18 protein-coding genes are annotated in these 17,220 nt (G+C 61.8%); 10 read left to right on the forward strand and 8 right to left on the reverse strand.

Features of this window, described 5'->3' with window-relative positions:
* Positions 1–32: 32 nt before the first annotated feature.
* Positions 33–149, reverse strand: a complete 117-nt coding sequence (locus tag NKH83_RS06170) for a zinc-binding dehydrogenase (RefSeq protein WP_352802594.1) — start codon at positions 147–149, stop codon at positions 33–35.
* Complete coding sequence (locus tag NKH83_RS06175; protein WP_352802597.1) at positions 136–1,044, reverse strand: zinc-dependent alcohol dehydrogenase family protein; 909 nt, start codon at positions 1,042–1,044, stop codon at positions 136–138. The genes NKH83_RS06170 and NKH83_RS06175 overlap by 14 nt, the downstream gene beginning before the upstream one ends.
* Before the next feature lie 103 nt (positions 1,045–1,147).
* Between NKH83_RS06175 and NKH83_RS06180 the strand changes: the two genes are divergently transcribed.
* Positions 1,148–1,759: a TetR/AcrR family transcriptional regulator gene (locus NKH83_RS06180; protein ID WP_352649699.1), complete on the forward strand. Its 612-nt coding sequence runs from the start codon at positions 1,148–1,150 to the stop codon at positions 1,757–1,759.
* Between the two features lie 153 nt (positions 1,760–1,912).
* Here NKH83_RS06180 and groL read toward each other — a convergent pair whose 3' ends face one another.
* Both groL and groES read right to left on the reverse strand, forming a co-directional pair.
* Entirely contained in the window at positions 1,913–3,568 is a 1,656-nt protein-coding gene (groL, locus tag NKH83_RS06185; RefSeq protein WP_352649698.1) for a chaperonin GroEL, read from the reverse strand.
* Positions 3,569–3,630: 62 nt separating this feature from the next.
* Positions 3,631–3,927: a co-chaperone GroES gene (gene groES / locus NKH83_RS06190; RefSeq protein WP_006203049.1), complete on the reverse strand. Its 297-nt coding sequence runs from the start codon at positions 3,925–3,927 to the stop codon at positions 3,631–3,633.
* 218 nt (positions 3,928–4,145) lie between these two features.
* Here groES and NKH83_RS06195 point away from each other — a divergent pair, with 218 nt between their 5' ends.
* Positions 4,146–5,081, forward strand: a complete 936-nt coding sequence (locus NKH83_RS06195) for a bifunctional helix-turn-helix transcriptional regulator/GNAT family N-acetyltransferase (protein ID WP_352508884.1) — start codon at positions 4,146–4,148, stop codon at positions 5,079–5,081.
* A 37-nt stretch (positions 5,082–5,118) separates the two neighbouring features.
* On the opposite strand, the gene NKH83_RS06200 is transcribed toward NKH83_RS06195, so the two are convergent.
* Positions 5,119–6,507, reverse strand: a complete 1,389-nt coding sequence (locus tag NKH83_RS06200; RefSeq protein WP_352802599.1) for an FAD-binding oxidoreductase — start codon at positions 6,505–6,507, stop codon at positions 5,119–5,121.
* Between the two features lie 144 nt (positions 6,508–6,651).
* On the opposite strand from NKH83_RS06200, the gene NKH83_RS06205 reads away from it, so the two are divergent.
* The 5 genes from NKH83_RS06205 (at position 6,652) to NKH83_RS06225 (ending at position 14,067) form a co-directional block, all read left to right on the forward strand.
* Positions 6,652–7,560 carry a LysR substrate-binding domain-containing protein gene (locus tag NKH83_RS06205; protein ID WP_352802601.1) on the forward strand — a complete coding sequence of 303 codons (909 nt, stop codon included), beginning with the start codon at positions 6,652–6,654 and terminating at the stop codon, positions 7,558–7,560.
* Between the two features lie 156 nt (positions 7,561–7,716).
* On the forward strand, positions 7,717–8,196 hold the full coding sequence (locus tag NKH83_RS06210) for a MarR family winged helix-turn-helix transcriptional regulator (protein WP_352479968.1): 480 nt from the start codon (positions 7,717–7,719) through the stop codon (positions 8,194–8,196).
* On the forward strand, positions 8,193–9,371 hold the full coding sequence (locus tag NKH83_RS06215) for an HlyD family secretion protein (RefSeq protein ID WP_352802604.1): 1,179 nt from the start codon (positions 8,193–8,195) through the stop codon (positions 9,369–9,371). Before NKH83_RS06210 ends, NKH83_RS06215 begins: the two co-directional genes overlap by 4 nt.
* Positions 9,372–9,675: 304 nt before the next feature.
* Positions 9,676–11,205 (forward strand): DHA2 family efflux MFS transporter permease subunit, encoded by a 1,530-nt coding sequence (locus NKH83_RS06220; RefSeq protein ID WP_352802606.1) that lies wholly within the window; start codon positions 9,676–9,678, stop codon positions 11,203–11,205.
* Positions 11,206–11,379: 174 nt separating this feature from the next.
* A complete protein-coding gene (locus NKH83_RS06225) occupies positions 11,380–14,067 on the forward strand; it encodes an EAL domain-containing protein (protein WP_352802609.1) in 2,688 nt (895 codons plus the stop codon).
* Between the two features lie 43 nt (positions 14,068–14,110).
* On the opposite strand, the gene NKH83_RS06230 is transcribed toward NKH83_RS06225, so the two are convergent.
* Together NKH83_RS06230 and NKH83_RS06235 are read right to left on the reverse strand one after the other, a co-directional pair.
* Positions 14,111–14,626: a CAP domain-containing protein gene (locus tag NKH83_RS06230; protein WP_352479895.1), complete on the reverse strand. Its 516-nt coding sequence runs from the start codon at positions 14,624–14,626 to the stop codon at positions 14,111–14,113.
* 130 nt (positions 14,627–14,756) lie between these two features.
* Positions 14,757–15,212 carry a MarR family winged helix-turn-helix transcriptional regulator gene (locus NKH83_RS06235; RefSeq protein ID WP_352479896.1) on the reverse strand — a complete coding sequence of 152 codons (456 nt, stop codon included), beginning with the start codon at positions 15,210–15,212 and terminating at the stop codon, positions 14,757–14,759.
* A 62-nt stretch (positions 15,213–15,274) separates the two neighbouring features.
* Between NKH83_RS06235 and NKH83_RS06240 the strand changes: the two genes are divergently transcribed.
* Positions 15,275–15,724: an SgcJ/EcaC family oxidoreductase gene (locus NKH83_RS06240; RefSeq protein WP_352479897.1), complete on the forward strand. Its 450-nt coding sequence runs from the start codon at positions 15,275–15,277 to the stop codon at positions 15,722–15,724.
* A 275-nt stretch (positions 15,725–15,999) separates the two neighbouring features.
* Here NKH83_RS06240 and NKH83_RS06245 read toward each other — a convergent pair whose 3' ends face one another.
* Entirely contained in the window at positions 16,000–16,365 is a 366-nt protein-coding gene (locus NKH83_RS06245) for a winged helix-turn-helix transcriptional regulator (protein ID WP_352479898.1), read from the reverse strand.
* 106 nt (positions 16,366–16,471) lie between these two features.
* Here NKH83_RS06245 and NKH83_RS06250 point away from each other — a divergent pair, with 106 nt between their 5' ends.
* On the forward strand, positions 16,472–16,825 hold the full coding sequence (locus NKH83_RS06250; RefSeq protein ID WP_352802612.1) for a glutathione S-transferase N-terminal domain-containing protein: 354 nt from the start codon (positions 16,472–16,474) through the stop codon (positions 16,823–16,825).
* Positions 16,755–17,177, forward strand: a complete 423-nt coding sequence (locus NKH83_RS06255; RefSeq protein WP_352802614.1) for a glutathione binding-like protein — start codon at positions 16,755–16,757, stop codon at positions 17,175–17,177. Before NKH83_RS06250 ends, NKH83_RS06255 begins: the two co-directional genes overlap by 71 nt.
* Positions 17,178–17,220 lie beyond the last annotated feature (43 nt).

Consider the following 17,220-nt stretch of genomic DNA (forward strand, 5'->3'; position numbering starts at 1 on the left):
CGGCTCGATCGGATTTGGGGGGGGTGAACCAGTCAGGCGCCGTCGACGACCACTTTCCCGAAGACGTCGCCTTGCTGGAAATAGCGGTAGGCGTCTTGGGCCTCGTCGAAGGCGAACACCTTGTCGATGACAGGCTTAAGCCGATGCACGGAGATGGCGCGCAGCATGGCTTCGAGGTTGGTGCGATTGCCGACGAACAGCCGGCTGATGGTGGCGAGGCTGCGCTGGTAGACCGGGCCGGGGATCTGGCACCGTCCCGCCTTTCGCATCCTGTATGGTGAGAAGCACGATGCGCCCGTAAAGCGCGCAGGCGATCATCGATTGCGCGAAGGTCGGCGGGCCGCCGGTCTCGACGACGAGGTCGACGCCGCCGGTCTGCTCACGCACAGCAGCACCCCATTCCGGCATGCCGGCTGTCGAGACGACGAGGTCGGCGCCCAGCGCCCGCAGCCGGTCCAGCTTCTCGCTGCGCGAACTGACGGCCACGACCCGGCAGCCGAGCAGCTTGGCGAATTGCAGCGCAAACAGCGCGACGCCACCTGAACCGATGACAAGGACCCATTGGCCGGGCTTCGGCATCTCGGCCGCCGTCACCGCATTCCAGGCGGTCAGGCCGGCGCAGGTCAGCGTCGCCGCTTGATGCCAGTCGAGATGATCGGGAAGCCGCACCGCCCATTGCTCATCGAGCACCGCGTATTCGGTCAGCATCCCGTCCAGCGTGCAACCGAGCTGGTCGATCAGCCCGGCATTGATGCGGCCGTCGATCCAGCGCGCAAAATAGCTGCCGGTGATGCGGTCGCCGACGGCGAAGCGGGTGACGGAATCGCCGACGGCAACGACTTCGCCGGCACCGTCGCTCAGCGGGATAACGCCCTGGCGTGGCGCCAGTGGATAGTTGCCGTTGAGGGTCATCGTGTCGCGGCGGTTGAGCGAAGCGGCGCGCACACGCACGGCGATCTCGTGTTGCTTCGGCGCCGGCTGCGCCTCGTCGCGCCTCACCAGGCGTTCGATTCCGCCGGTTCCTTCAAGGCGATAACTATGCATATCGGCTCTCTCTTCCGAATATGTAGACTGATCTACATATTATGTAGACCGATTGCTATATTGGACGCAAGGCCTATAGTGTTCACTCCTGACAGAGGTTGACATGGCGAACGACACCCGCACCCGCATGATCGAGACGACGGCGCGGCTGCTGAGGCAGCGCGGCTACCACGGCACGTCGCTCAACGACATCTTGAGCGCCTCAGGCGCACCGAGAGGCTCGCTCTACTTTCACTTTCCGGGCGGCAAGGACCAATTGGTCATCGAGGTGACGCGCGACAGCGTCGCCGATGTCACGCAGAGGCTGGACGCCGCGCTCGCCGCCGAAAAGGACCCGGCGGTGGCTGTCCACCACATCTACCAGTCGGTCGCGCGCATGCTGGAAGACAACCAGTTCACGCTCGGTTGCCCGATCGCGCCCGTGGTGCTGGACTCGCCGGCAGACGTGCCGGAACTGGCCGAATTGTGCCGCTCGGCTTTCGAGCAGTGGATAGGCTTGCTCAGGGCCGCCTTCGTCAGGGCAGGGGTGCCCGAGCGCCGCGCGCACGCGCTCGCATTGTTGGTCGAATCATCGCTGGAAGGGCTGATGGTGATCGCACGCGCCACCCACGACCGTGCCCCTGTGCTGGCAGTAGCCGATGAAGTCGCGGCGCTGATTGAGGGTGCATTGCCTGCCAAAATCTCACCCTCGCGGCGGATTGACGCCGCCGTCTGAGCGGGCAACCCGCTAAGCAAAGCAAACAAAAAGGGCGACCTCTCGGCCGCCCTTTCTGTATCTGAAGGAGGTTGGATTAGAAGTCCATGCCGCCACTCAAGCCCGCTTGCGGGCTTGAGCAACGTGAGTTCATGGGCGTGCTTTATAGACTTCTTAGAAGTCCATGCCGCCCATGCCGCCCATGCCGCCGCCGCCCATGCCGCCAGGCATGCCGCCGCCAGCCGACTCCTTCTTCGGAGCCTCCGCGATCATGGCTTCGGTGGTGACCAGGAGGCCGGCGACCGAGGCCGCGTCCTGCAGAGCCGTGCGCACAACCTTGACCGGATCGACGATACCCATGGCGATCATGTCGCCATATTCGCCGGTCTGGGCGTTGTAGCCGAAGGTCGCGCCCTTGTTCTCGAGGATCTTGCCGGCAACGATCGATGCTTCCGCACCGGCGTTGGACGCGATCTGGCGGGCCGGAGCCTGCAGCGCGCGACGCACGATGGCGATGCCCGCGGTCTGGTCGGAGTTGGCACCGGTTGCCTTGATGGTCAGCGAGGCACGCAGCAGTGCGACGCCGCCGCCGGGAACGATGCCTTCTTCGACGGCCGCGCGGGTCGCGTTGAGGGCGTCATCGACGCGGTCCTTCTTTTCCTTGACTTCCACTTCGGTCGCACCGCCGACGCGGATCACGGCAACGCCGCCCGCCAGCTTGGCGAGACGTTCCTGCAGCTTCTCCTTGTCGTAGTCCGAGGTGGTCTCCTCGATCTGCTGCTTGATCTGGGCGACGCGGCCCTGGATCTCGGCCTTCTTGCCGGCGCCGTCGACGATGGTGGTGTTCTCCTTGGAGATCGACACCTTCTTGGCGCGGCCGAGCATGTTGAGGCCGACATTCTCGAGCTTGATGCCGAGGTCTTCGGAGATGACCTGGCCACCGGTGAGAATGGCGATGTCTTCCAGCATGGCCTTACGGCGATCACCGAAGCCCGGCGCCTTGACGGCAGCGATCTTCAGGCCGCCACGCAGCTTGTTGACGACCAGCGTGGCCAGGGCCTCACCTTCGACGTCTTCGGAGATGATGACCAGCGGCTTCGAGGTCTGCACGACAGCCTCGAGGATCGGCAGCATGGCCTGCAGGTTGGAGAGCTTCTTCTCGTGGAGGAGGATGTAGGCGTCTTCCAGATCCGCAACCATCTTTTCGGCGTTGGTGACGAAGTAGGGCGAGAGATAGCCGCGGTCGAACTGCATGCCTTCGACGACTTCGAGCTCGGTCTCGGCGGTCTTGGCTTCCTCGACGGTGATGACGCCCTCATTGCCGACCTTCTGCATCGCTTCAGCGATCATCGAGCCGACCGAAGCATCGCCATTGCCGGCGATGGTGCCGACCTGGGCAACCTCTTCCGAGGTCTTGATCTTCTTGGCGTTCTTGATCAGCGTCGCGACGACGTCGGCGACGGCGAGGTCGATGCCGCGCTTGAGGTCCATCGGGTTCATGCCGGCGGCAACCGCCTTGTGGCCTTCCTGGACGATCGACTGCGCCAGAACGGTCGCGGTCGTGGTGCCGTCGCCGGCGATGTCGTTGGTCTTCGAAGCAACTTCGCGGACCATCTGCGCGCCCATGTTCTCGAACTTGTCTTCAAGCTCGATTTCCTTGGCGACGGTGACGCCGTCCTTGGTGATGCGCGGTGCGCCGAACGACTTGTCGATGACGACGTTGCGGCCCTTGGGGCCGAGCGTGACCTTCACCGCGTCGGCGAGGATGTTGACGCCGCGCAGCATGCGCTCACGAGCGTCGCGGGAGAATTTTACGTCTTTGGCAGCCATTTTCAGCTCCTGGCAGGGGCTTGGATTAAGCCCGAAGATTTAAATGAGGGTGAGGCCGATATTCAGCCGATGATGCCCATAATGTCGGATTCCTTCATGATCAGAAGGTCTTCGCCATTGAGCTTGACTTCGGTGCCCGACCACTTGCCGAACAGGATGCGGTCGCCGGCCTTGACGTCCAGCGGGACGAGCTTGCCGGCTTCGTCGCGGGCGCCGGAACCGACGGCGATGATCTCGCCTTCCTGCGGCTTTTCCTTAGCCGTATCGGGGATGATGATCCCGCCCGCGGTCTTGGATTCGGATTCGACCCGACGAACGACCACGCGGTCATGAAGCGGGCGGAACTTCGACTTTGCCATTTTTTATTCCTCGATGAGAATGGTGAGAACAGTTCCTCCGTCCGGCGGCGCCGGACATGTGGTTAGCACTCATCTTGGGGGAGTGCTAACGTGGCGCTGAAATAGGCTGGCAGCTCGCGCGAGTCAAGACGCCCGGTGAGCATCCTCAGGACAATTGCTTCAAACGGATACTTGACTAAGTCAACTAAATGGCTGATCTTGCCGGGCAGGAGGATGCCATGACCATTCATCATCACCCAGGCAAGGAGCGGATCGACGCGGTGCGGGCCTTCAACCGCTTCTACACCCGCCAGATCGGGTTGCTCGAGGAAGGCTTGCTGAAAAGCGACTTTTCGCTGACCGAAGCCCGGGTGCTCTATGAGCTGGCGCATCGCGACGGGCTGACCGCCACCGAGCTTGCGCGCGATCTCGGCCTCGATGCCGGTTATCTCAGCCGGCTGCTGAAGAAGTTCGAGGAGCGTGATCTGGTCGAGCGTGCCACGATCGAGGCGGATGCGCGGCGCTCGTCGATCGCGCTGACGAAGGCCGGGCGGCAGGCCTTCGCGCCGCTGAACCAGGGTTCGCACGAACAGGTCGCGGCTTTGCTCGAACGGCTTTCGGCTGCCGAACAGGACAGGCTGGTCAGGGCCATGCAGACGGTGCAGCGTCTGCTGGGCGGAAGTGCCGAGCCCAAAGTTCCCTATATGCTGCGGTCTCTGCAAGTCGGCGACATCGGCTGGATCATCCATCGCCAGGGCCTGCTCTACGCGCAGGAATATGGCTGGGACGAAACCTATGAAGCGCTGGTCGCCGAAATCCTTGGTGCCTTCGTCAAATCCTTCGATCCGAAATGGGAACGCAGCTGGATCGCCGAGCGGGAAGGGGAGGTCGTCGGCTCGGTCTTCGTCGTGCGCCAGTCGGACGCGGTGGCGAAGTTGCGCCTGCTCTATGTCGAGCCTTCGGCGCGCGGTCTCGGCATCGGCAGGCGGCTGGTCGAGGAATGCATCGGCTTTGCTCGAACCAAGGGTTACAGGACACTGACGCTGTGGACCAACGACGTCCTCACCTCGGCGCGCCGCATCTACGAGGCGGCCGGGTTCAAGCTGACCGACGAGGAGCGCCACCATTCCTTCGGCAAGGACCTGGTCGGCCAGAACTGGAATTTGGAGTTATAGCAGCGCCGCAGAATTTCGAGCATCGGCCTGCGGTCGCTCAGGTCGCAGGCTTAATGTTTTGGTTCAAGCGAAAGAGATTGGTGGGGTCATACTTGTTTTTTAGCGCGGCCAGCCTCGGATAATTCTCGCGGTAAGCCGCCAGAACCCGATCAATGCCCTCTTCGCCGAGATTGTTGGCGTAGACGCCGCCGGTCGAGAACGGTCTCATTGCATCCCACAGGTCACGCGCCCATCGGATGTGCGTTTCGTCGTCAGACGGATTGTCCCAAATCGATATCGGGAAACAATCGTAAAGAGCATCTCGGTTGGCATAGGGCGTTTCATCCATCGGTACTCGCGAGATGGCGCCGCCAACCTGCTGCAGGACCAGAAGCGACTCGCGGGGTGCGGTCATGTAAGCCGCAAGCATGGCATCGATCGCCTGATCTGCGATTTCGCGCATGAACTGCGCCTTCCAGTAGTAGCGCCGCCCGCGCGGAAAGAGGCTATCCCCGGCCGATTGGATTTGAACATAGGGGACAGGAGCAATCTGGCACTCAACCGGCGTGCCATATTCTCTCAGAGGTTGAATGATTTGCTGGCCCTCGTCGAGTGGGCCGATGTAGCACGCCGATATGCTGAAGAAGCGTTCGCCCGAGGGCGCCGTCACAAGTGCTGCATCCAGGCTCAGCTCATCCGGGGCGCCGCTCGAGAATGCATGATAGAACCGCATCGCATCGCGTGCCTCTTCGTAGCGGTATAGCATCGATCCCGCGATGAGGAGCGGACCCACGGGATGGAGCTTGTATTCGAAGGTCGTGACTATTCCGAAATTGCCACCGCCGCCCCGGATGCCCCAGAACAAATCTGCATATTCGGCCGCGTTTGCCGTGAGCAACCGGCCGTCCGCCGTCACGATTTCGACAGCGACAAGGTTGTCGCAGCTCAGTCCATGTTTGCGGCCAAGCTTGCCGAACCCCCCGCCGAGTGTCAGTCCGGCTATGCCGGTATCCGCGTTGACACCCATGGTCGTCGCAAGACCATGGACCTGAGTGGCTGCGTCGAACTCGCCCAGGTTCAAGCCGGCTTCTGCGCGCGCAACACGGCGGATCGGGTCGACTTCGATCCGCTTCATGCGGGACACATCGATCACCACGCCGCCGTCGCATACCGAACTGCCGGCGACGTTATGGCCACCGGCGCGGACGGCGACGAGGAAGCCTTGCGATCGGGCGAAGTTGACCGCCGTGACGACATCGCTGGATTCGGCGCAATAGAACACAGCCGCCGGCCTCTTATCGACCATGCCATTCCAAACTCTGCGCGCCTGGTCATAGCCAGGGTCGTCCCGAAGGATCAGATCGCCGCGAATCGCCTGCCTGAGCCGAGCGATGTCCGGCGCCTGCAACGTCGGCTCGGAACCGTCCAAAAGCTTGAACATGCTCATCGACCCTTCGTGATCCGGCACGGTTGGACAGGCCGCTTTCGTTCACCGACATGCGCCGGACCACAATGATCTCATGCGGCGCCATTCGCTGCAAAATCGAATATCTCAGTCGCTGGATGAGCTAAATTCATCTAAACTGCGTGGATGAGAAAACTTCCGCCGCTCGGATCGCTTCGCGCCTTCGAAGCCGCTGCCAGGCTGATGAGCTTCAGGAAGGCCGCGACGGAACTCGGAGTGACGCCGACGGCCATCAGCCACCAGATTCGATTGCTGGAGGAGGTCTGTGGGCAACTGCTGTTCCGGCGGCGCCCACGACCGCTCGTGCTCACAGGCGTGGGCGAACGGCTATTCCCGGTAATTTGCAGCGGCTTCGACGCTTTCGCTGCGGCAATCGCATCAGCCTCGGCCGGTGTTGGCCAACGCCCGTTGCGCGTGACGAGCCCAAATGCATTTGCCAGCCGATGGCTTGTTCCGCGCCTGTCGAAGTGGCGCGAACAGCATCCGAACATTCCCTTGGAGATCATCGGGACAGACGCCGTTCTGGACCTGCAAGCCGGTGACGCCGACGTTGCGATCCGCTATGCGCGCAGGATGCCGCGGGACGTTCCCGCCCAGGAAATTTTTCGGGACGCATTCTTTCCGGTATGCAGCCCGGATCTGTTCGCAGGAGGCGACCTACAGATCGAGCGCGCCGCCGATCTGCTGCAATACCCGCTCATCCATTTCAATTGGACGAACCGCGACCCGGAAGCGCCGACTTGGCAGCGATGGCTGGCAATCGCACGCTCGATCGATCCCAGCATCCCGAATGCCAACCGGGCATGGGACTTGAGTTTCCGCGAAGAGCTGCACGCGATTGACGCGGTAGCGGCAGGCCAAGGCATCGCTATCTGCAGCGATGTGGTCGTCAGTGGCGAACTCGAGGCTGGCAGGCTGGTCAAGGCACATGATCTCTCTCTGCCAGGCTATGGCTTTTACCTTGCTGGCGTAGCCAATCACCCCCGACAAGCGCATATCGAAGCCTTTTCCGCCTGGGTGAGATCGATAGTCTGAGCATCTGAACGCCGATCTTCCGCATGCTCGTCACAAGCGCCCGGCGTAATAAATTGCTAACCACGATCGCCCTGCACCGATTGCCATGCACACTTACCGGCTTCTGGCACAATCGGGCTCCTTGAATTATGAGCACGCTTATTATATATGTCGCTCATGGTTTCCGACGGCATCGACAGATTGGGCTTTCTGATCCACGACGTGCAGCGCCTGATGCGCAAGCGCTTCGAGGCGCGCGCCAGTGGTTTCGGCCTTTCTTCGGCGCAATGGCGGCTTCTGGTACGTGTCGCCAAGGAGGCGGGGGTCGCGCAGGCGCGGCTTGCCGAGCTTCTCGAAATCGAGCCGATCAGCGTCTCGCGTCTTGTCGATCGAATGGAGGAGGGCGGCTGGATCGAGCGCCGTCCCGACGCAACCGACAGGCGAGTGCGCATGATTTTCCCGACCGCCAAGGCGAACGCGGCCTACGCCCACGTCAAGAGCCTTGCCGGCGAGGTCTATGAGGAATCGCTCGTCGGCGTTTCGCCGGAAGATCGCCGCGTCCTGGTCAAGGCGCTGGAAACAATGGTGCAGAATCTTGCAGATGGTGAGACGCCGCCCTCGGAAAAAACGAAGAATACGGAAGGCGCAGCAGCATGAACGCGGTAGCCAAACTAGATGAGAATGCGGCCAAGCTGGAGATGGAAGCTCCCGCGAAGCCGGCGGCAGCTCCGGTAACGGTCGCTCCGCAGGTAGCTCCGGCGCCGGTGGTGCCGAAGAAGAAGCGCCGTGCCGGCCGCTTCCTTTTGATGTTTGTGCTGCCCGCTGCGTTGATCGCCGGCGGCAGCTATGTCTGGGTGACCGGCGGCCGCTATCAGGAGACCGAGAACGCCAATCTGCAGCAGGCCAAGGTGTCGATAGCCGCCGATACGGCGGGCCGCATCGTTCAGGTCGACATTTTCGACAACCAGTCTGTCAAGCAGGGCGACGTGTTGTTCGCCATCGATCCCGAGCCCTATCGGATCGCGTTGGCCCAGGCCGACGCGGCGGTGGCCGGCGCGCGGCTCAATGTCGAGCAACTGCGTGCGGCCTACAGCCAGGCGCTGGCGCAGGAGAAGTCCGACGAAAGCCAGGTCCAGTACGCGCAGTCGCAATATGACCGCGCCGCCGACCTTGCCCAGAAGGGCATCAACGCCAAGTCGTCGCTGGACGAAGCCAAGAACGACCTCGACAAGGCCAAGCAGCAGCTGGCCGTAGCCCAGCAGGGGATCGTCAGCGCCAAGGCGGCACTTGGCGGCAATCCCGATATCGAAACCGACAAGCATCCGACGGTAATGGCGGCGCTCGCCGCACGCGACAAGGCGGCTTACGATCTGGTCCAGACCAAGGTCAAGGCGCCTGCCGACGGCATCATCAGCCAGGCCGCTTCGTTCAAGGTCGGCCAGTATGTCGGTTCGGGCACGCCGCTGTTTTCGCTGGTCGAGACCGGCGACACCTGGGTCGACGCCAATTTCAAGGAAACCCAGCTCACCGACATGAAGCCAGGCCAGAAGGCCGAAATCGTGGTCGATGCCTATCCAGGCAAGACCTTCGAAGCCGCCGTCAAGGCGATCGGCGCCGGCACCGGGGCCGAGTTCTCGCTGCTGCCTGCGCAGAACGCCACCGGCAACTGGGTCAAGGTCACACAGCGCATTCCGGTCCGCCTGGAATTGGCCGATGCCGACGCCAAGGCGGCGCTGCGCACCGGCATGAGCGCGACGGTCACGGTGGACACCGGCGTTTCCCGCGGGCTGCCGAGCATTTTCCGCGGCGCCACGGCAGGCGAGGCCAAGTAAGGAGGCCGAACAGCGGCCGCATAGCAAACAGTGAGATGGATGCAGGATTGATCCGAAGAAGGCGCAGGAAAAGTTGAATGCGTAAACGGGCTGCGCTGTAGCCTGCCTGAGCAGACAACTCGGCGCAGGATCTTCGGTCCTCAGGTTTCCGGGCGGCGGGCGTCCGCTTGTCGAGACGCTCAGTTGATGTAACCCCCACATCGATGCTCGCGTCCCACCGCGATGAGGGTCTCTCTACGGCGAGGGCCTCGCCGTCCGGAAACCTAATGTACACGTTTTTGTTACCTGCTGGAAGTTTTACGTCATGAGCAGCCCAGAACCCTTTCGCGAAGTACCGCACCGCGGCCTGATCACAGTCGCGCTCATGCTTGCGACGATCATGCAGGCGCTCGACACGACGATCGCCAACGTTGCGCTGCCGACCATGACCGGCGATCTCGGCGCCTCCCCCGACAACATCAACTGGGTGCTGACCTCCTACATCGTTGCCGCCGCGATCATGACGCCGGTGACCGGCTGGCTTGCCGACCGCTTCGGTCGCAAGGAGTTGTTCCTGACGGCCGTGGTCGGCTTCACCGTCTTCTCCATGCTGTGCGGCATCGCCTGGAGCCTGGAGACCATCGTTTTGTTCCGGCTCATGCAAGGCGTGTTCGGCGCCGCCATCGTGCCGCTGTCGCAGACCTTCCTGCTCGACATCAACCCTAGGGAACGCCACGGCCAAGCCATGGCCATCTGGGGCGCCGGCATCATGCTGGGACCGATCCTTGGCCCGACGCTGGGTGGCTGGCTGACCGAGAACTTCAACTGGCGCTGGGTGTTCTTCATCAACCTGCCGGTCGGCATCATCGCCTTCCTCGGCATGGCGGCGTATCTTCCCAGCGTTGCCCGGCGGGTGCGCAGCTTCGATTTCTTCGGCTTCACCATGCTCTCGCTCGGTGTCGGCGCGCTGCAGCTGATGCTCGATCGCGGCGGCGAGGTCGACTGGTTTTCCTCGATCGAGATATGGATCGAGCTCGGTCTTTCCATCACCGGCTTCTGGGTGTTCACCATCCACACATTGACGGCGGAGCACCCCTTTATCGACCCGAAGATCTTCCTCGATCGCAATTTCGTCACCGGGCTGGCGTTCATCTTTGTCATGGGCGTGCTCATCTTGGCGAGCATGTCGCTGCTGCCGCCAATGCTGTCGACCATCTTCGGCTATCCGACCCTCACCATCGGCATTGTCCTGGGACCGCGCGGTGTCGGCACGATGATCGCGATGCTGTTCGTCGGGCGGATCATGCACAGGATCGACGCCAGGATCCTCGTCGTCATCGGCTTTCTGCTGACCGCGCAGTCGCTCTACACGATGTCCAGCTTCTCGCCGCAGATGGACGACTGGCTAATCCTCAGTTCCGGCGTCATCCAGGGCCTGGGAATGGGCATGGTGTTCGTGCCGCTGTCGACCGTAGCCTTCGCCACGCTTGACGCACGCTTCCGTACCGATGCCACGGCGTTGTTCAGCCTGGTGCGCAATCTTGGCTCGTCGATCGGCGTGTCGGTGGTGACGGTTCTGCTGGTACGCAACACGCAGATCAACCATGCCGAGCTTTCGGCCTACATCAATCCGTTCAATCCCAACCTCTGGGCGGCATCGCCGGCAGCGGCGGGCGGCGATCCGACGGCGCTGTCACTGATGGATCGCATGGTCAATGTCCAGGCGATGATGATCTCCTACGTCAATGACTTCAAGCTGCTGATGATGATGACGCTGCTTGCCATTCCGTTTGTTTTCCTGCTGCGCAAGCCAAAGGCGCCCGCCGGTGGGGCGCCTGCCGCGCATATGGACTAAGCCTCAGGGCTTACGGCAACCACGACCGGCACGAGGCTTCCGTTGGCTGTCCCGGTCGCGTGGCGTTAAGCCAGGTTCACCTGCCATTAGTATATCCGGACCAGTATGCACTCGCTTTTGAGTTGAAGGCGAGCCTCCATTGCTTGCCTCAAGCATCAGCGGGAGGAATTGTGTTTGGCCACGAAATCATCCAGGCAAACCGCCGCAGCGCCCGAGTCCGCCGATCTGACGACGCTGGCAAAACTGGCGACTACCTCGTACGAAGTCCTCGAGCGCGAACTTCGTGCCACGATTGCAGCACTTCAGGACCAGGCATTGCGGTTCCAGACCGCGATAGAGAACATCTCGCAAGGCATCTGTTTCTTTGACGCCGATGAACGGCTGATCCTGTGCAACCGACGCTACGCGGAAATCTATCGCCTTGCACCGGAGCAATTGCAGCCGGGTGTGGCGCTGCGCGAAATCGTCGAGCGGCGCGTCGCTGTCGGGACCTCGGCAATGAATGCGGACGCCTATCTGGGGTTGGCCCGGGCAGTCAATTCGGGCACGGCTTCGGGGAACTGGACAGCCGAGCTCGCCGATGGCCGGACAATTCAGGTCTGCCATCAACCGATGCCTGACGGCGGCTGGGTGGCCACGCACGAGGACATCAGCGAGCTCAGCGCCAATCGCTTGGTCGTTGACGAGCGTATCTCGTTGCAGACGCTGATAGACCTGGTGCCTGACTACATGTGGGTGAAGGACACCGAAAGCCGCTTCGTCGTCGCGAACCGAGCCATTGCGTCCGATAGCGGTCGGGACAGTACGAGCGACATGATCGGTCTGAGCGACTTCGACCTTCATGCGCCGGAACTTGCGCAGAAGTTTCGCCATATCGAGCAGCAACTGATGCGCGACGGACGGCCGATGATCGACGAGGAGGAGTTCGTCGTCGATGCGTCAGGCACCGGCAAATGGTTCCTGTCGACGAAACTGCCATTGCACAACGTTCAAAACAACATTTTCGGCCTCGTCGGCATTGCCCGCGACATCACTGCGCGCAAGCAGGCCGAAATCCTGCGCGACGGGCAGGCGCATATCCTCGAGATGATCGCAAAGAGCGCTCCCCTCGAAGATGTGCTCGAGCGGCTCATGCGTCTGGTCGAATCCCAACTGGCGGGGATATTCGGTTCGGTCTTGCTGCTCGACAAGGATGGCAGCCACTTGCGTCACGCCGCCGCGCCCAGCCTGGCGAGAGACTACACCGACGCCGTCGACGGCGCCGCGGTCGGCCCCAGAGCAGGGTCTTGCGGAACCGCAGTCTATCGGCGCGAGCCGGTGATCGTCGCTGACATCATGCACGATCCGCTTTGGGAGGATTATCGCGAACTCGCGCGGCCGCACGGTTTGCGTTCATGCTGGTCGACCCCGATCCTGTCGCATCAGGGCGCCGTGCTTGGAGTCTTTGCGATGTATTCGATGACGGTGCGCGAACCGACAGAGGCCGAGACTCGCCTCATCGATTTCACCACGCGCATCGCCGGGATCGCCATCGAACGCAAACAGGCCGAAGACCGGATCCACTTCATGGCCAACCATGACGTGCTGACCGGGCTTCCCAATCGCGCCTTGTTGGAGGATCGGCTTTCACAGGCGGTCTTGTACGCCCAGCGATACGATCGCTGGGTGACGGTGGTGTTCATCGATCTGGACAATTTCAAATTCGTTAACGACACGCTCGGCCACAATGCCGGCGACGAGCTTCTGAAGACCGTCGCTAGTCGCATGGTCGACTGCGTAAGGGCGACCGATACCGTCGTGCGGCTTGGCGGTGACGAATTCGTCATCGTGCTGTTCGACCAGCCGGCGAACGTTGATCTCGTTTCCGAGACGTTGCAAAAGCTCAGGGCTGCACTCGCCGAGCCGGTTCGGCTCGGAGCACATCTGGTGCGGGCGACGGCCAGCATCGGCATTGCCAACTATCCCAAGGATGGAACGGATCCCGATACGCTGCTGGCAAATGCCGATGCGGCCATGTATCGCGCCAAGGAGTTCGGCCGCGACAATTTCCAGTTTTACGCTCCGGAGTTCAACACCAGGGCGCATGAAAAATTCGTGCTTCAGGAAGAGTTGCGAAACGCCTTGGCCCGTTCGGAATTCACGCTGCTCTACCAGCCGCAAGTGGACCTTCGGTCAGGTCGGGTTTTTGCGGTCGAGGCGCTGATACGCTGGAACCATCCAACGCTTGGCACGGTAATGCCGACGATGTTCATACCGACCGCCGAGGAGACAGGTCTGATCGTACCGATCGGCGACTGGGTTCTGCGTGAGGCGTGCCGGCAGAACAAAGCCTGGCAAGACGCGGGACTGCCGCCCTTGACCGTTTGCGTGAATGTGTCGGCGCGGCAATTCAGGGAGCGCAACCTGATCGATCGCATCGTCAGCGCGCTGAAGGACAGCGGCCTGGAGGCCAGGTATCTCGAGCTGGAGGTGACCGAGAGCCTGATCATGCAGGATATCGAGCTGGCGGTCGCCACCATGAACGCCCTGCAAGGCCTGGGTGTCCAGATCTCGATCGATGATTTCGGCACCGGCTATTCCAGCCTCAGCGCACTCAAGACCTTTCCCGTGGCGCGGCTGAAGATCGACAAGTCCTTCATCAAGGATCTCGCCGCCGATGAGAACGATCAGGCTGTGGCCAGCGCGGTGATTTCATTGGGGCAAAATCTCAACCTGAGGGTCATCGCCGAGGGCGTTGAGACAGATGATCAGGTTGCTTTCCTGCGCAGGAACAATTGCGACGAAATGCAGGGCTATCATTTCAGCAGGCCGGTTTGCGCGCAGGACATCGAGGAATTGCTCGGCGGCGGCCGCAAAGACTGACGGATCGGTCGCCAGCAGGCTTCCGCCGACCAAATGGCGGAAGTTATCTGCCGAGCACAAGGCACCAGTAGCGAAGCGTGCTGTCGCGGCCGTCGCGCACATAGGCGAGACCGAAGCGGGTGAAGCGCGGGTCGAGCATGTTGCGGCGGTGGCCTGGCGAATGCACCCAGATATCGAACAGCTTCTGCTGGTCGAAGCGGCCTTCGGCGATGTTTTCGGCGGCAGCGCCGGCAATGCCATTGTCTTTGACGCGCGAGGCAAAGTCCTTGCCCCAGCCGGTGGTGTGGTTCATTCGGCGGCCGCGCGCCATATAGCCGGCCTGCTGCAGTGCCGCCTGCTCGAGCCGGGCATCGGGGACAAGCGGCCCGAGACCCGCCGAAGCGCGGATGCCGGCCAGCGTGCCAGCGGCGGAGGCAGAGACACCGGCGCCTTCGCCGGTGGGCAGCACGGTGGCGCAGGCGACGAGCCCGGCAAGGGCGCCAAGGCCGGCAGCTCTGAGCAGCACGCGCCTACTTAGGCTTGGTTGGGCCCCATAATTTTCGATTTTCGTAACGGTCATGCCCGCCTGACATAAGCGCGATCATGGCTTTTGCCGGGCAGGGCGGTGAAAATGCGTGATGATGGTTTCCGGCTCGACACCAGTCAGGCATTCACGGACAGACAGCTTCTTTTGCCCCATCTTTGCGGCTTCACGAGCGCTGGCGAGGTATCCTCGGTTGCAAATTTTCTCTGGGGGATATCGCTTGCAGTGACGACCGGAGCGATTCGTACGCCTGAGCACCAAGCAGCCTCCGGTATTGGTCTTCGAGACGCTGATTGAAATCGTGGACGGTCCGGATCACCGCAAGCGCCGCGTCGGTTGCAACGATTAATTTGGCCCGTCGGTCGTTCGGATCACGCGAGCGCCGAACATAACCGAGGCGCTCCAGTTCATCGATCAACTCACCCATCGATGCTTTGCCAATGCCCGCTCGCTCTGCGAGGACGCTGGGTCGGGTTCCTTCCGCGTCGATGTTGGCGAATACAGCGCCGTGTTTGGGCTTGATTGCCGAATGGCCGCTCTCCCGGAGAACCTGGACCAAAGCGCTCGCCGACGATTGATAAGCATAGAGAAGCAGAGACTGCGTGTATGGCTGATTATCCATCTTTCCAAACTTATATGGTGCCCATATAGTATGGCAACCGAACTATATGGCAAGAGGTCAGCATGGCTACTGGCAACGTCCGAACCGAAGGGGTGGAAAGTGTCGCGTACAGGCTGATCGACGCTTGGAATCGTCACGATGCTCGCGCCTTTGCCGCCGTATTCGCGGCAGATGCCGAATTTACGAACGTCTTCGGTATGCAGGCGACTGGACGTGACAGGATCGAGCAGTTCCATGCCCCAATTTTTGAGAAGATGTTCAAGCACAGCCACCTATCCGCGGAAAGCGTGCGGAACAGGCTTGTTCGCCCGGATGTTGCCACGCTCGACCTGCGGTGGTCCATGACTGGCGCACTCGATCCGATGGGAAACGAATGGCCGCGTCGGCGCGGATTAATCAGCGTAGTGGCGACGCGGGATCACGATGGATGGTTGATTGCAACGATGCACAATATGGAACTTGGAGACGATCAAACGGTAAAGTCTCAGGAGAAACTTCAAGAGCATAAGTAGGCTCTTCATCCACGTCTAAATCGAAAGCAACAGCCATCCAGCATGGTCAGCCGATCTGATCGGGCAATGAGATCGAACGGCGGGTCAGTGACCGGGATTGGCGAGCCATGCTACAGGAGTTGGTGCTGGATGGCCCGCGCCTTGCCCGGTTTGGTCGGCCACAATGGCGCGCCCCATAAGCCGGTCGCTTGGTCTTGCGGGATCTAATGTATGAACGGCTTGGCGCGCGCTGGGCTCTCGCCGGCAGTCTTTGCGATGCGGTGATCGCCGGTCGGCTATTCCGCCGCCACGAGTTTGGTTTCCGGCGTCGATGAAACCCGGCCGTCCCGATCGTCTTCGGTATGTTCCCACCAGTCGCCCAGGGCGTCGATAAGCGGCACAAGCTTGAGGCCGGGCTCCGTGAGGTCGTAATCCACACGTAGTGGATAGCCGGCATGCGCCGTTCGCCGCACGATCCCGGCTTCCTCCAGCTTGCGCAGTTCCAGCGCCAGGATGCGGTGCGACACTGCCGGGTTGTCACGCCTCAAATCGCTGAAGCGCTTGGTACCATCCTTGAGATAATAGAGCAGCAAGGTGGGCCAACGACCGCTGAGCACACGCATGGTCTCCTCGATCGGGCAGCGTGAGACGACATCTTTCATGGCGGGGACCTGGTTACAGAATAGTGCCTAATTTACATGGGGCGACCAGCGTTTAGGGTCAAGTTTCGCTGCGCAGCGTGACCCCTAACATGGAAGAGACAAAGAAATGGAACCTATTCTCCTTTACGGCTTCCCGCTGGGAAGTTCGATGGGGCTTGTCGCTGCTTTTGAACGCCTCGGACAACCCTATCGCCTGTGTCGTGTCGACATGCTCACTGAGATGAAGAACGACGCCTATGCCAGCATCAACGGCCGTCAGGAAACGCCGGTGTTGATCACGCACGAGGGCAGGGTGCTCACCGAGACTATGGCGATTGCCGCCTGGCTCGAAGCCCGCGATACGCAACGCCGTATCAGCTTCGATCCTCGCTCGCCGGAGGGCCGACCGGATGCACCAGCTGGTCGCCTTCATAAACACCGGCTTCACCGCCGCCTTCACCCCGCTCTGGGCGGCATATGAAATGGAGTCGGCCGAACCGGTGCTGCTGGCGACTTTACATGATTTCGGCCGCAAGGTCGTTACCAACCGCCATAACCAGCTTGAGGCGATGATCCTCGACACGGATTTCCTGATCGGCGAGCGGCTGACGCTTGCCGACACCACGTTGATCGGCGTGGCGCGCTGGGCGGAGTTCCACCAGGCGGTCGACGGCGCCGCTTACCCAAAGCTGGCGGCGCTACGCCGCCGCATCGAAGCCGATCCGGCCGTGCAATACGCGCTCGCTGTCGAGGCTGGCGAAAAGCCCGCCGGGTCAGGCGCTTGCTTCGGTCACTTGCCGCTGGCCGAGGTGATCGATCGCTTCGCGGCGTAACTGTTCGCTCAGCGCCCGGCGCCCCGGCGCCGGGCGCTGGCGA

The sequence above is a fragment of the Mesorhizobium sp. M0909 genome (assembly GCF_040319515.1).
In the GTDB taxonomy this organism is placed as follows: Bacteria; Pseudomonadota; Alphaproteobacteria; order Rhizobiales; family Rhizobiaceae; genus Mesorhizobium.

Bases quoted from the DNA above. Each gene is read 5' to 3' on its own strand.
- NKH83_RS06245 (WP_352479898.1), bottom strand. From the start codon at position 16,365: ATGAAAGATGTCGTCTCACGCTGCCCGATCGAGGAGACCATGCGTGTG.
- NKH83_RS06210 (WP_352479968.1), top strand. From the start codon at position 7,717: ATGGTTTCCGACGGCATCGACAGATTGGGCTTTCTGATCCACGACGTG.
- NKH83_RS06220 (WP_352802606.1), top strand. From the start codon at position 9,676: ATGAGCAGCCCAGAACCCTTTCGCGAAGTACCGCACCGCGGCCTGATC.
- groES (WP_006203049.1), bottom strand. From the start codon at position 3,927: ATGGCAAAGTCGAAGTTCCGCCCGCTTCATGACCGCGTGGTCGTTCGT.
- NKH83_RS06195 (WP_352508884.1), top strand. From the start codon at position 4,146: ATGACCATTCATCATCACCCAGGCAAGGAGCGGATCGACGCGGTGCGG.
- NKH83_RS06250 (WP_352802612.1), top strand. From the start codon at position 16,472: ATGGAACCTATTCTCCTTTACGGCTTCCCGCTGGGAAGTTCGATGGGG.
- NKH83_RS06180 (WP_352649699.1), top strand. From the start codon at position 1,148: ATGGCGAACGACACCCGCACCCGCATGATCGAGACGACGGCGCGGCTG.
- NKH83_RS06215 (WP_352802604.1), top strand. From the start codon at position 8,193: ATGAACGCGGTAGCCAAACTAGATGAGAATGCGGCCAAGCTGGAGATG.
- NKH83_RS06240 (WP_352479897.1), top strand. From the start codon at position 15,275: ATGGCTACTGGCAACGTCCGAACCGAAGGGGTGGAAAGTGTCGCGTAC.
- NKH83_RS06230 (WP_352479895.1), bottom strand. From the start codon at position 14,626: ATGACCGTTACGAAAATCGAAAATTATGGGGCCCAACCAAGCCTAAGT.
- NKH83_RS06200 (WP_352802599.1), bottom strand. From the start codon at position 6,507: ATGAGCATGTTCAAGCTTTTGGACGGTTCCGAGCCGACGTTGCAGGCG.
- NKH83_RS06175 (WP_352802597.1), bottom strand. From the start codon at position 1,044: ATGCATAGTTATCGCCTTGAAGGAACCGGCGGAATCGAACGCCTGGTG.
- NKH83_RS06235 (WP_352479896.1), bottom strand. From the start codon at position 15,212: ATGGATAATCAGCCATACACGCAGTCTCTGCTTCTCTATGCTTATCAA.
- NKH83_RS06205 (WP_352802601.1), top strand. From the start codon at position 6,652: ATGAGAAAACTTCCGCCGCTCGGATCGCTTCGCGCCTTCGAAGCCGCT.
- NKH83_RS06255 (WP_352802614.1), top strand. From the start codon at position 16,755: ATGCACCAGCTGGTCGCCTTCATAAACACCGGCTTCACCGCCGCCTTC.
- groL (WP_352649698.1), bottom strand. From the start codon at position 3,568: ATGGCTGCCAAAGACGTAAAATTCTCCCGCGACGCTCGTGAGCGCATG.